The following is a 13,239-nucleotide window of genomic DNA, read 5'->3' as shown; positions in this document are numbered from 1 at the left end:
GTGTCGTCCAAGCGCACCAAGAATCGCCGCTCCAACCCGCAACCTCGGAGAAGCCCCCAGGTCCGGCGCCCGGAACCGCCGGAGCACCGCGAGACCCTTCGGGAGGCCGCGCTGGAAGCCGCGCTGATTACCGAAGGAGAACTCGCTGAGACACAGGAGCCTTCGGAGCCGCTGGACGAGGGGGCGATCACTGCCGCTTGGACCGAGGTCGCCGAGCTCCACGCCATCTTCCGGCGAGCCGTCCAGGAGCTGGAGAGCCGTGGCAACGCTACGGTCCGGCACGAGGAGGAGCTGGCCGCCCGGTTGGCGGAGGCGGCCCGCGAGGCCTCGGAACTCGCCGTGCGCACGGGCGATCTCGCTGAACGCGAACGAGCCCTCCTGGACGGAGAACACGACCTTCTCACGAGGCAGGAGGAAGAGAAGGCATCACTCCTCCAGCGTGCCAGGGAGACCCTGCTGACCGCACGGCGAGAAGTGGAGGAACAGCAGCACGCGCTGGCCGCGGAACACGAGCGGACCAGGACCGCGCTCCGGGCCGATCTCGACATGCAACGCGACGCTCTGGCGGAACAGGCGAGCGCTCTTAAAACCGAGCGAGGCCGATTGAGGACCTGGGAGACGTCGCTGGTCGCCCGGGAAGAGGACCTGGAGGACGCCCGGCAGCTCTTCGACGAGAGACTGGAGCGCGCGTCCGAAGCTGCGGCGTCGGAGGCACGGCTTCAATGCGTCCATCTGGAAACGCGTAACAAGGCCCTACTCGATCATGCCGGAACCCTGCGCCAGCAGTTGGACGAGTATGACCGGACCGCCCGCGCGTTCAACCACCGAAGCCCGGAAGAGGTCCTCGCCGAACTGGAGGAACTGCGGAGCCGGAACACCCGGCTGGCGGAGCAGCCGACCATGCCGGAGGCGGCCATGGCCAGGCTCGCCGATCTGGAGGAGGCCAGACGGTTCTGGCATGAGGAGAGAACGACGCTCATCGCGGACAACGAGCACCTGCGCCGTCGGCTCCAGGGACACCAGATCACGGCCATGGAGCTCGAACGACTCAACACCGTCAACGATGCGGCCGAGTCCACAGTCCGGTCCTATCGCGCGCACATCGAGGATCTCCGCAGGGACATCGAAGTCCTCACCGAGCGCAAGCAGGACGAAACGGCGTTCCCTCAGTGCTCAAGTATGGACAGCGACTACGCCGATCCTCTCGTGGAAACCGTGCAGGACCCTCCCGACCTGGAGGAGCTGACCCACTGGTTGCACGAGTTCGTCGCCGACCGGTTCGCTATGTACTACTCCGTCAGCGACCTCGCGACCTTCTTCGGTGGGCTGGCGGCGTCACGGCTCCATCTGCTCCAGGGAATCAGCGGCATCGGCAAGACCCAGCTTCCGTTGGTCGTCGCGCGGGCCCTCGGCGCACAGGCCGCTGTGGTGCCGGTCACGGCGGACTGGCGGACCCCGCAGGACCTGGTCGGCTACTTCAACGCCTTCGAACGGCGGTTCTACGAGTCGGAGTTCACCCAGGCTGTCTATCGGGCCGGCAGCCCGACCTTCCAGGCCAGGCCATTCTTCGTCGTCCTGGACGAGATGAACCTGTCCCATCCCGAGCAGTACTTCAGTGAGGTGCTCTACCAGCTCGGGCAGGAGACCCGACCCGGCGATCCGCCGCCCAGCCTCACCTTGATGACGACCGCAGTCCGACCGGCTCCCGACCGGTTCGCGGACGAGCGCAAGCTCGTGCTTCCGCCGAATCTGTGGTTCCTCGGTACCGCCAATCACGACGAGACGACGGTCGCGTTCGCGGATAAGACCTATGACCGGGCGCATGTCATCGAACTGCCGTCGAGGCCACAGCGGTTCCGGACCAGGGCCACCCAGGACCGGCCGCCCTTGTCACTGACCGCGCTGAACGCCGCGTTCGGGCGGGCGCGTCAGGAGCATCGGGATTCAGCCCGGACAGTGGCCGCATTCCTCGATGAGGATCTGACGGACCGCATGCTGCGCGACTTTCAGATCGCCTCCGGCTCTCGCTCTCATGTCTACCTCAACTCGTTCGTGCCCGTGGCGCGCGCCGCCGGGGTCAGCGAGAGCGAAGCCGCCGATTTCTTGTTCGCCAGCCGATTGCTGCGCAAGCTGCACGGCAGGTTTGAAATCCCCGTCCGATCACTGAAGGAGCTCCGCGACGACCTCCCACAGCTGTGGCGTAAAGCCTTCTCCACAGAGCCCGACCGGTCTCTGCGTAAGCTCGACGACGAGATCAGGCTGCGTGGAGATGTCTGACCTCCGCGTGCGGATTCACGACCGGGTCACCGGAGCGGAAGTCGCCATGCCCTCTGGACAGGTCCAGCCGGGACGGTTGTACTTCGCTCCCGGCGATCTGGCGTTGACTTGTGACGGTGTACCGGTAGTGCCCGGTTCCTATCTCATCCAGCACCGCTCATGGACTCTCCGAAACGAGGACAACGGAACCACAACCTCGGGCGAACCCATGCGGGCGGACGCCGATACGACTAGCGGCCAGGTGATCTTCAATCTCGGGCGAGAGCTCCGGGAACTTGACGGCAAGCCGGTCGAGCAATGGGCCGTCCGCACCCCCCTCATGGGCGGCAGTGAGCTGGACCAGCGTCTGCACCTCCTCCGGCTAGACAAGGCGCTGACCGAGACGCTGCCGGCCCTGCGCTCGGCCTGCCACCGCCCGGTCACCCGGCTGCGTTCGGTTGAGCGGTTCGTTCCCATCGGTCAGGTCCGCCAGATCGTTCCTCGCGCGATCGCCGAGCTCTCCGCTCGCAGTCAGGACTGGGCCCGGATGACTCCCTCCGGTGTCCGACCGGCACGTCTCCTGTCGCCGGTCCGCGAGAGCGACCTCGACTTTTACGAGAACCGGATGCTCGCCCAGCTCGTCGACGGCCTCTGGGCTCACGCACGTAACCGGCTCTCCGACGTCGAACGGATCTTTCGTCTCCTGCGCGAGATCGGGACCTACGCGGATGCCGCTGGGGGGAGGCCGTGGCGCGATAGCCAGCGCCTGTTCCACATCATCGCCGACCTGTATGAGAAATCCGAGAGGAACAAGCAGGCCCAGGAGCTGAGTGCCCTTTTCGCCGACCTTCGTGACGTGCTTGCCGGTCTCCGTGGGCCGTCGATCCTGCCGGGAGTCCGCAGGGACGCCGATCTGGGATCCGCACTGCGGAGCACCAACGTGCTGACCAACGACGCCCGCTACCGGCAGGCGGCCGACCTCCGGCGCGTCTGGGTCGCGGAGAGTGCGGGAACCGAGGATCCGGAGCGGCCACAACAATGGTGTGAGGCTTTTACCTTCTACGCCGGGCTGCTGCTCGTGCACGCGCTCGATCTGGTCGGTCTGGAGACGAGCGGCAGCCTAGGGCGGGGCCGGACGCTGCTCATGGGCGACCTGGCCATGGACTGGGACGATGCCGATGTCTTCGTGCTCCGGTGCGGGACGAGGACTCTGCTGCGCGTGGTTCCATTGGCCCATCCATTCACCGCGTCCCGGCAGGCTGGACCGGTCGGCCACGAGATCGACGTGCTCCAGGCGGCCCGCCCGACGGCCCGAACCCTGGTCCTCTACCCCGGGGAGAACTCGGAGCGCACCGTGTTGCCGCTGGACGTTCGGCTCCGGGCCTTCCAAGGGTGTGAGGCACCCGCACCGACGATCAGCGGCCGCCCATTGGCGCTGCTCCCCGTCTCGCCACTGGAGATCGACAGTGTCATCCGGCTGGCACGGAGCCTGCGCTGGGCGATCGTCCGCGAACGCGTCGAGGCCTACCCCGTTCGGGTGATGTGCGACAGGAAGCTCGCCAACGCCCTCGCAGAGGGCTCCGAGTGGCTGACCGCGACCCCCGATGGCCTGCTCCTTCGCAGGCCGCCGGCGCCGTACGAGCTACAGGACGCCGTTCGCCGAGTGGAATCGAGCGCCCCGCTCAGAGTCGGCACCCGCGGTCCCGCCGGTATCGATCAGCTCCGTACCGATCTGACGGCAGCTGCTTTCGAGGCCTCGGAAACCACCCGGTGCCCGCTCTGCCACACACCGTGCGCGGACCCGATCCGAGCCGTTCGCCTCCGCGACAACGACACTTTCGCGACCCACTGCGTCTCCTGCGATCAAGCCTGGGAGATCCGCAGATGTGCCGGATGCAGCAGTCCCTTTCCCGTCCTCCACACGCGGAAAGAGCCACCGGCCCCCGCGCACGGCGATACTCTCGACCGGACCTTCGGCAGCGAAATGCTCACATCCCGCTGCTGGATCCGCCCTGCGGCCACGCTCTGCCCGCTCTGCTCCAAATGCCCCGAGCCATCATCGGCCACCTGCAACCGCTGCTCACCAGTACCGACATAAGATCAAGACACGAAATCGGCCGTCACCCGACGTCCGAAACCCAGCCACTAGACAAACAAAAGGGTTCCTCCACAAGTGGAGAACCCTTTTGCGCTGGTCGGGGTGGTGGGATTCGAACCCACGGCCCTTTCGTTCCGAAATATCGGCTGTCACTCTGCTGGACTCCTGCCCTATAGGCTGACGTGCCGTAGCTCGTCTCTCAACATCTCTGGGCATACCCGTCGCTCTGATGCGGTTGCTGTACGGCAGCCTCTAAAGCCTAGCTAGGGGCAATGATGCGGTAGCTGCGTCGCTCTCTGGCACACGTTCGTATCTCTGCTGTCGGCGGATGGCGTTTCCATCCAGAACATTGCCCGGCTCGTCGGGCATGTGGGAGGGTCATCCGTAACGGAGAAGGTGTACCGGCACCAGATCCGTTACGTCATGGACGAGGGTGCGACGGCCATGAACCGCATTTTCCCGGGTGATCCCGAAAAGCCCCAGTCGCCCAGTTGGACTCCCAACCCATCAGAGGCCCGACCCTGACGTCAGGATCGGGCCTCTGAGCTGCTAGGGAGCGCCGAGCGAGTCTGAAGATCCGTCCTAGGTTCCAGGCGGAAGGGGCCTCGCTTTTCCGTTTCCGGACGCCTCCGTCAGGTGAGGGCGGCGATGGAGTCGTCGGTGCAGGTGTCCCAGAAGGTGCCGGCGACGTCCTCGAGGTGGTCGAGGGAGTCGGCGGCGAACAGCAGGCGCTGGTAGGCGGTGATGTCGTAGACGGTGCTGCCCATCTCGCGGACGTCCAGGGGGTGGATGTCCATGTGGCGGAACTCCTCGATCTCGCCGTAGGACGACAGGATGCCCGCGCCGTAGGCCCTCAGCTCGCCCGCCTCGTGCAGGACGCCGAACTCCAGGGTGAACCAGAAGACCTTGGAGACGAACTCGAGCGCCTCGGTGGTCTCGACCCGCCGCGCGGCCTGCCCGGCGACCCGGTAGAGGGCGGCGAAACGGTCGGAGGCCAGTGCGTTGGCATGGCCCATCACCTCGTGGATCACGTCGGGTTCCGGCGTGTAGAACGGGACGCTGTGGTGCCGGATGTACTGGGTCGAGTAGAAGTAGTCGTCGGCCAGCGACCCGTAGAAGTCCCGCAGCGGGACGAGCCCGGCGGCCGGCAGGTAGCGGTAGCCGGTCAGGGGCTCCAGCAGGCCGGAGACCTCCTCGAGCTGCGGCACCCGGTCGGCGGGGAGCCGGAGCCGGTCCTTGGCGTCCAGGTACTCGCGGCAGGCGTAGGTCTCGTGCTTGGCCTTGAGCTCGGCCGAGACGATCCGCCAGACCTCCTGCTCCTCGGCGGTGTAGTGCGCTTCGGGGATCGGCTCGCCGCGCTGGTGGGTGAGGGCGAGATGAGCGATCGTGTTGCGGCGTTCGCGGTAGACGGGATCGGCGAATCCGGGGTGGGACTGCGCCAGTTCTACCGTTACGGCCCCGTGTTCGTCCCGGGTCACGGGAGCGAAGTACTGGGCTTCTTCGAACATGTCCGCGCCTCCTCTTTGAGAGCGGCCCTGATCTGGTGAAACAGGTTGTGTGACCGAGGACACCAGACGGGGAGCCTCCAGGGCAAGTCCGGCACGCCGTCTGGTTACTGTGGGTGCATGACGCTTCGCTCACTGGCATCGGAAGACGAGTTCGACGAGCTGCTCGGCGGGTCGCGGCCCGTCCTGGCCCTGTTCACGGCGATCCACTCGGAGGCCGCGAAACGCATGGTCCCCGTGGTGGACGACCTCGCGGGCTCCCTCGGGGACGCGATCACGGCCGTCCAGGTGGACGTCGACGAGGCGTCCTGGGAGGACGAGCGGCTGGAGGTCGCGAACGTGCCGACCCTCCTGCTCCTGCGGGGTGACAAAGTGATCATGAGGACGGCCGGGGAGAGGACCGAGGACGAGCTGGCGCAGCGGATCGCGGCCGCTTTGGCGGAATGACCAAACAGTCCGGTCATCCCATGTTTGCCAGTAGTGTCTATCTCCGCACTTCGAGGTTGGGTTTGTTAGGGGGCATGGGCATGACGGATGCTGGGCTTGTGATGAGCTCAACACAGCTGCGCGGGGTCCTGCACGGGCTGCCGGGCGTGGACCAGGTCGGCCAGGACGCCAGGGCGGCCCGGCTCGGCACCCGGTCGATCAAGAACGAGGCCAAGGCGCGGGCCATCGACCTGGCCATCTCGATGGTCGACCTGACCACCCTGGAGGGCGCGGACACGCCGGGCAAGGTCCGGGCGATGTGCACCAAGGCCGTGCGGACCGCGCCGGGGGCGCCCACCGTCGCCGCGGTGTGCGTCTACCCCGATCTGGTCAAGATCGCCGCGGACGAGCTGAGCGGCTCCGGTGTCGGGATCGCCTCGGTCGCCACGGCCTTCCCGGCCGGGCGCGCCCCGCTCGCGGTCAAGCTCGAGGACACCCGCCAGGCCGTCGCCGACGGGGCCACCGAGATCGACATGGTCATCGACCGCGGAGCCTTCCTCGCCGGGAACTACGGCAAGGTCTTCGAGGAGATCGTGGCCGTCAAGGAGGCGTGCGCCGGGTCGGTGAACGGCGGCGAGGGCGCCCATCTGAAGGTCATCCTGGAGACCGGAGAGCTGGTCACCTACGACAACGTGCGCCGGGCGTCCTGGCTGGCCATGCTGGCCGGGGGCGACTTCATCAAGACCTCCACCGGCAAGATCCAGCCCGCCGCGACCGCGCCGGTCGTCGCGCTGATGCTCCAGGCCGTCCGGGACTTCCGCGCCGAGCGGGGACGGATGGTCGGGGTGAAGCCCGCCGGCGGCATCCGCACCACCAAGGACGCGATCAAGCAGCTCGTCCTGGTGAACGAGATCGCCGGACCGGACTGGCTCGACCCGCACTGGTTCAGGATCGGCGCGTCGACCCTGCTCAACGACCTGCTCATGCAGCGCCAGAAGCTCGCCACCGGCGTGTACTCCGGCCCCGACTACTTCACGCTGGACTAGACATGTCTGAGTCAGAATCAGTGGACTTCTCCTACGCACCCGCTCCCGAGTCCCGGAGCATCGTCCAGATCAAGGACTCCTACGGGCTGTTCGTCGGCGGCGAGTTCGTCCCCGGCAAGGAGTCCTTCAAGACGGTGAACCCCGCGACCGAGGAGGTGCTGGCCGAGGTCGCCTCCGCCACCGCCGACGAGGTCGACCGGGCCGTCGCCGCCGCGAGGACCGCCTTCGACACCGTCTGGGGCCCCATGCCCGGGCGCGAGCGCGCCAAGTACCTCTACCGGATCGCCCGGCTGATCCAGGAGCGCTCCCGCGAGCTGGCCGTGCTGGAGTCGATCGACAACGGCAAGCCGATCCGCGAGACCCGCGACGTCGACCTGCCGCTGGTCGCCGCCCACTTCTTCTACTACGCCGGCTGGGCCGACAAGCTCGAGCACTCCGGCTTCGGCACCCGGCCGATCGGGGTCGCGGGCCAGGTCATCCCGTGGAACTTCCCGCTGATGATGCTCGCGTGGAAGATCGCCCCGGCGCTCGCCTGCGGCAACACCGTCGTGCTCAAGCCCGCCGAGACGACCCCGCTGACCGCTCTGCTGTTCGCCGAGATGTGCCAGCAGGCCGACCTCCCGCCCGGCGTGGTCAACATCGTCACCGGCGCGGGCGAGACCGGCCGCGCGCTGGTCGAGCACCCCGGCATCGACAAGGTGGCCTTCACCGGCTCCACCGAGGTCGGCAAGCAGATCGCCCGGTCGGTCGCGGGCACCGGCAAGCGCCTCACGCTGGAACTCGGCGGCAAGGGCGCGAACATCGTGTTCGACGACGCCCCGCTCGACCAGGCCGTCGAGGGCATCATCAACGCGATCTACTTCAACCAGGGCCACGTGTGCTGCGCCGGTTCCCGGCTGCTCGTGCAGGAGTCCGTCGCCGACGAGCTCCTCGCCAAGCTGAAGATCCGCATGGCGACGCTGCGCGTCGGGGATCCGCTCGACAAGAACACCGACGTCGGCGCGATCAACTCCGCGGCGCAGCTCTCCACCATCAGGGACCTGGTCGCCAGCGGCGTCGACGAGGGCGCCGAGCTGTGGTCGCCGCCGTGCGACCTGCCCGAGAGCGGCTTCTGGTTCGCGCCGACCCTGTTCACCGAGGTCGCGCTCAGCCACCGCATCGCCCGCGAGGAGATCTTCGGCCCCGTGCTGTCGGTGCTGACCTTCCGGACGCCCGCCGAGGCCGTCGAGAAGGCCAACAACACCCCGTACGGCCTGTCCGCCGGTGTGTGGACCGAGAAGGGCTCCCGGATCCTGTCCATGGCCGACAAGCTCCGCGCGGGCGTGGTGTGGGCCAACACGTTCAACCAGTTCGACCCGGCGTCGCCCTTCGGCGGCTACAAGGAGTCGGGTTTCGGCCGCGAGGGCGGCCGCCACGGTCTGGAGGCCTACCTTGCCCACTAAGTCGTCGAAGGAATCGCAGCGGCTGGCCGTGCGCAAGACCTACAAGCTCTACATCGGCGGCGCTTTTCCGCGCTCGGAGTCCGGCAGGTCCTACGTCGTGAACGACAGCAAGGGCAATTTCCTCGCCAACGCTTCCTGGGCGTCCCGCAAGGACGTCAGGGACGCGGTCGTGGCGGCCCGCAAGGCGTTCGGCGGATGGTCGTCGAGAACGGCCTACAACCGGGGTCAGATCCTTTACAGGATCGCCGAAATGCTCGAGGGAAGGCGTTCTCAGTTCGTCGAGGAACTGCGCTCCACGGGCCTTTCGGTGGCCGCCGCGGAGAACGAGGTGGACGCGGCCGTCGACCGGTGGGTCTGGTACGCCGGATGGGCCGACAAGATCGGCTCCGTCACCGGTTCGGCGAATCCCGTCGCGGGGCCGTTCCTCAACCTCTCCTCGCCCGAGCCGACGGGGGTCGTCGCGGTCCTCGCGCCCACCGACTCCGGCCTGCTCGGACTGGTGTCCGTGCTGGCCCCGGCCATCGTCTCCGGCAACACGACCGTGGTCGTCACCGAGACGCCGCTGGTCGCCGTCACCTTCGCCGAGGTGCTCGCGACCTCGGATCTGCCCGGCGGCGTCGTGAATATTTTGACGGGCCGCCACGCCGAGCTCGCACCGTGGCTCGCGGGGCACATGGACGTCAACGCGATCGACCTCACGGGCGCTCCGGAAGAACTCGCGAAGGCCTGTGAAATCGAGGCTGCGGGCAATCTGAAGCGTGTCCTTCGACCCGCCGCGAACGACTGGGCGGCCGACCCGGGAACGGCCCGTATGACGGCCCTTCTGGAGACGAAAACCGTGTGGCATCCCATCGGGTCGTAAACGAGTTTCGCAGTTCCGTGTTTTAGATCTACCGCAGGCGTGGAATACCTCCCCCCGTAGCTGATCACTACGGGGGGATGGATCAGTGCCTACCAAATCAACAACTCGTGCGACCACTCGCCGTAGCACTACGACGACTCGCACCGCGGCGGCCAAGAAGCCGACCGTGAAGAAGGCCACCACGACGGCCGCGCGGAAGGCGGCGCCGAAGAGGGCGACCGCTGCCAAGCGGACCTCTGCGGCGGCGAAGTCCACCGGGACCGTCACGGCCCGCACGGCTTCGACGTCGAAGACCCGTCCGGCGGCCAAGAGCACCGCTGCCAAGAAGCCCGCTACGCGGACCGCGGCGAAGACCGCCACGACCCGCAAGCCCGCCGCCCGCAAGACCACGGCGGCCAAGCGGACGACGACGGCGCGGGCGACCACCGCCCGCACCACGACCGCCCGCACCACGCCGGTGCGCTCCTCCGCGGCCAGGGGGATGACCCCGGCCGCGGCGGCGACCAAGGTCGGCTCGGCGGCGACCAAGATGACGGCGGCCACCACCAAGATGACCGCCGCCGCCACCAAGGCCGGCACCTCGGCCAAGGCCCTGAACTCGGCGATGACCGCCATGAAGACGGCGACCAAGTCGATGGCGACGGCCGCCAAGGCCATGTCCGACGCGGCCAAGGCCATCAAGTCGGTCAAGCTGGCCACGGCGGCCAAGCCCGCCGCGGCCAGGGCCCGCACCACCGCCGCGAAGGCCGCTCCGGCGCGCAGGACGGCGGCCAAGACCACCACCACGCGGGCCACGGCCGCCAAGAAGACGACCGGCACCAAGACCGCCACCACGGCGGCCAGGAAGCCGGCGGCGAAGAAGGCGACCACAGCGGCGAAGAAGCCCGCCGCGGCGAAGAAGGCCACCACGACGCGCACGGCGGCGGCCAGGAAGGCCACCACCACGGCGACCCGCGCGGTCCGCAAGCCCGCCGCCAAGAAGGCGGCGACGACGCGTACCGTGGCGGCCAAGAGCACCACCTCGGCGGCGAAGAAGCCGGCGGCGGCCAAGAAGGCCACCACCGCTCGCGCCACCACCCGTCCGAAGGCCACCACGGCGAAGAAGGCTCCGGCGCGCAAGCCGGCCGCCCGGCGCGCCGCGGTCCGCAACGCAGCCCCGGCCACCGTCGTGGTCGTGGAGGAGCCGATGAACCACTCGGCCTCCGGCGAGGCGGGCTTCCTGTCCGGTCTTTACGGCGACCTGTAACAGCCGCGTTCCGTCCAAGGCCCTTTCCCTCCGGGGAAGGGGCCTTGACGCTTGTCCGGAAGGACCGTCCTTGCCGCAGTTCGGCCATTTCCTGGCGCCGGGCCCCGACGCCGTCCGCGTCGCCGTCGAGGCCGACCGCCTCGGCCTCGACCTCCTCGGCGTCCAGGACCATCCCTACCAGCGCCGGCTGGACTGCCTGGCCCTGATGGCGACGGTCCTGGCCGTGACCGGCGGGATCACGGTCTTCCCCGACGTCGCCTGCCTGCCGCTGCGGCCGCCCCAGGTCCTCGCGGGCACCCTGGCCTCCCTGGACGTCCTGAGCGGCGGACGCGCCGAGCTGGGCCTCGGCGGCGGCATCTTCTGGGACGCGATCACCGCCCACGGCGGCCCGCACCGCACCCCCCGCGCGTCCCGGACGGCGCTCGCGGAGGCCGTCCAGGTCATCCGGCTGCTGTGGTCGGGGGAGAAGGACGTCCGCTTCGAGGGGGAGCACTACCGCCTCGGCGGTGGATTCCCCGCCATCGGAGGCCCGGTGCCCGTCCATCCGATGGGGATCTGGCTGGGCGTCACCGGCCGCCGCTCCCTGGAGATCGCCGGGACGCACGCCGACGGCTGGATCCCCTCCTCCTCCTTCGTCCCCCCGGAACGCCTCGCCGAGGGCCACCGGATCATCGACGACGCCGCCCACGCCGCCGGGCGCAAGCCGTCCGAGATCCGCCGGATCTACAACTTCGCGGGCCCCAGGACGGCCGCCGAGCTCGCCGATCTGGTCATCGAGCACCGGATGGACACCCTGATCCACGCGGGCGACCCCGCCTGGCTCCCGGTCCTGGCCCACGAGGTGGCCCCGGCCGTCCGGGAGATGGTCGCAGGGCGAGCGGGTGCCCGGGGTGAGCCGGTTACGCGTCGAGCAGCGGGAGCCGGATGACGAAGCGGGCGCCGTCGTCGCTGTCGGCGACCCGGATCGCGCCGCCGTGGGCGGTGGTGATCTCCCGGACGATGGCCAGGCCGAGGCCGGTGCCGCCGGTGTCCTTGCTCCGGGAGTCGTCCAGCCGGGTGAACCGGCGGAACACCTCCTCGCGCAGCTCCGCCGGGATCGAGTCGCCGTCGTTGACGATCTCCAGGACCGCGGTGCCCTCCTCCGCCCGCAGGACCACCGCGACCCGGTGCTCGGCGTGCCGCTGGGCGTTGTCGAGGAGGTTGGTGAGCAGCCGGGTGAGCTGGAGCGGGTTGCCCGAGATCCGGACGGGATCCAGCGTCAGCTCCACCGGGATCGGGAAGCGGCGGCGGGCGACCTCGGCGCGGATCAGCTCGTCGAGGGCGACCGGCTCGGTGGGGGCGGCGTGGCCGCTGTCGATCCTGGCCAGCGTCAGGAGGTCCTCGACGATCGCCTGGAGCCGGTCCAGGCTGGCCGACAGGTGCTGCCCGGTCTCCTTCCAGTCGGTCTCGGCGGGGTAGAGCAGCGCCTCGTCGAGCTGGGCGCGCATCGCGGTGATCGGGGAGCGCAGGTCGTGGGAGGCGTCGGAGGTGAAGCGGCGCTCCCGGTAGATGGTCCGCTCCAGCCGGTCGAGGACCCCGTTGGCCGAGACGGTCAGCGCGTACAGCTCGTCGCCGTGCTTGGGCAGCGGCAGCCGCTCGCCCATCCGGACTCCCCGGGCGTCCGCCCCGATCTCCTCGGCGCGGGCCCGGATGTCCTCGACGGGCTTGAGCGCGCGGGAGACCGTCCGGGCCGAGCCGAGGGCCGTCGCGGTGACCAGGACGATCGTCGCGATGGAGAGGATCGTGATCAGGCGTCCCGACACGTACCAGGGCACCGCGTCGCTCATGGCGTAGACGACCCAGTCCCCGTCGGGCTCGTAGACCCGGAAGGCGACCACGATGTCGCAGCCGGGGACCAGCGGCAGGTCGCAGCGGACCTGGTTGACGCGGGGGCTGTCGTCGGGCGGCATGATCGCGGTGATCCGCGGCGCGTCGCCGAGCGTCCCGCTCCCGGCCACGACGGTGCCCTGGGCGTTGACGACCTGCACGATCTCGAGATCGTCGATCAGGGCCGACGGCAGCACCTTCGGCAGATGACCGCGCTTGATCGAGTGGACGATCTTCAGCGCGGCGGCGGCCGTCTTCTCGGTCCGGTAGTTGCTCGCCAGGTCCCGCACGGCGAGGAGCGCGGCGGCCGATCCCGCGAGGCACACCAGCAGCATGACGGAGGAGGCGATGAGGCTCAGCCGGGCCCTGATGGACCACCCGTGACTCACGCATCCCCCCAGGCCGTACAGCTCAGGGGGGATACTTTCGAGCATAACGATCTCGTTATGCCCCGAGGCAAAGACTCGGAAAGCACACCGTCATGATCTATTT

The 13,239-nt window shown here is 68.8% G+C and carries 10 protein-coding genes; 8 read left to right on the top strand and 2 right to left on the bottom strand.

What is annotated here, in order from left to right; genetic code table 11:
* Together ABD785_RS07525 and ABD785_RS07520 are read left to right on the top strand one after the other, a co-directional pair.
* On the top strand, positions 1-2,277 hold the full coding sequence (locus ABD785_RS07525; protein ID WP_344823754.1) for an AAA family ATPase: 2,277 nt from the start codon (positions 1-3) through the stop codon (positions 2,275-2,277).
* On the top strand, positions 2,270-4,354 hold the full coding sequence (locus tag ABD785_RS07520; RefSeq protein WP_344823750.1) for a hypothetical protein: 2,085 nt from the start codon (positions 2,270-2,272) through the stop codon (positions 4,352-4,354). Before ABD785_RS07525 ends, ABD785_RS07520 begins: the two co-directional genes overlap by 8 nt.
* Before the next feature lie 632 nt (positions 4,355-4,986).
* Here the strand turns inward: ABD785_RS07520 and ABD785_RS07515 are convergent.
* A complete protein-coding gene (locus ABD785_RS07515; RefSeq protein WP_344823747.1) occupies positions 4,987-5,862 on the bottom strand; it encodes a phenylalanine 4-monooxygenase in 876 nt (291 codons plus the stop codon).
* A gap of 117 nt (positions 5,863-5,979) precedes the next feature.
* Here ABD785_RS07515 and ABD785_RS07510 point away from each other — a divergent pair, with 117 nt between their 5' ends.
* From ABD785_RS07510 to ABD785_RS07485, 6 genes are all read left to right on the top strand, one after another.
* Entirely contained in the window at positions 5,980-6,306 is a 327-nt protein-coding gene (locus tag ABD785_RS07510) for a thioredoxin family protein (RefSeq protein ID WP_344823744.1), read from the top strand.
* Positions 6,307-6,407: 101 nt separating this feature from the next.
* Complete coding sequence (gene deoC / locus ABD785_RS07505) at positions 6,408-7,331, top strand: deoxyribose-phosphate aldolase (protein ID WP_344823741.1); 924 nt, start codon at positions 6,408-6,410, stop codon at positions 7,329-7,331.
* A gap of 20 nt (positions 7,332-7,351) precedes the next feature.
* Positions 7,352-8,773, top strand: a complete 1,422-nt coding sequence (locus ABD785_RS07500; protein WP_344824143.1) for an aldehyde dehydrogenase family protein — start codon at positions 7,352-7,354, stop codon at positions 8,771-8,773.
* Positions 8,763-9,635, top strand: coding sequence for an aldehyde dehydrogenase family protein (locus ABD785_RS07495; RefSeq protein WP_344823738.1), 873 nt, complete (start codon positions 8,763-8,765; stop codon positions 9,633-9,635). The genes ABD785_RS07500 and ABD785_RS07495 overlap by 11 nt, the downstream gene beginning before the upstream one ends.
* A gap of 166 nt (positions 9,636-9,801) precedes the next feature.
* A complete protein-coding gene (locus tag ABD785_RS07490) occupies positions 9,802-10,881 on the top strand; it encodes a hypothetical protein (RefSeq protein WP_344823735.1) in 1,080 nt (359 codons plus the stop codon).
* 70 nt (positions 10,882-10,951) lie between these two features.
* The gene (locus ABD785_RS07485) at positions 10,952-11,809 is read left to right on the top strand and encodes an LLM class flavin-dependent oxidoreductase (protein WP_344823732.1); all 858 of its coding nucleotides are present in this window, start codon (positions 10,952-10,954) and stop codon (positions 11,807-11,809) included.
* On the opposite strand, the gene ABD785_RS07480 is transcribed toward ABD785_RS07485, so the two are convergent.
* On the bottom strand, positions 11,781-13,136 hold the full coding sequence (locus ABD785_RS07480) for a sensor histidine kinase (protein ID WP_344823729.1): 1,356 nt from the start codon (positions 13,134-13,136) through the stop codon (positions 11,781-11,783). The two genes, ABD785_RS07485 and ABD785_RS07480, sit on opposite strands and share 29 nt — an antisense overlap.
* Positions 13,137-13,239: the final 103 nt, after the last annotated feature.

The sequence above is a fragment of the Actinocorallia longicatena genome, from assembly GCF_039534125.1.
Lineage (GTDB): Bacteria > Actinomycetota > Actinomycetes > Streptosporangiales > Streptosporangiaceae > Actinocorallia > Actinocorallia longicatena.
The sequence above is the reverse complement of the archived record's forward strand: the minus strand, read 5'-3'. Positions and strand labels throughout refer to the sequence as shown.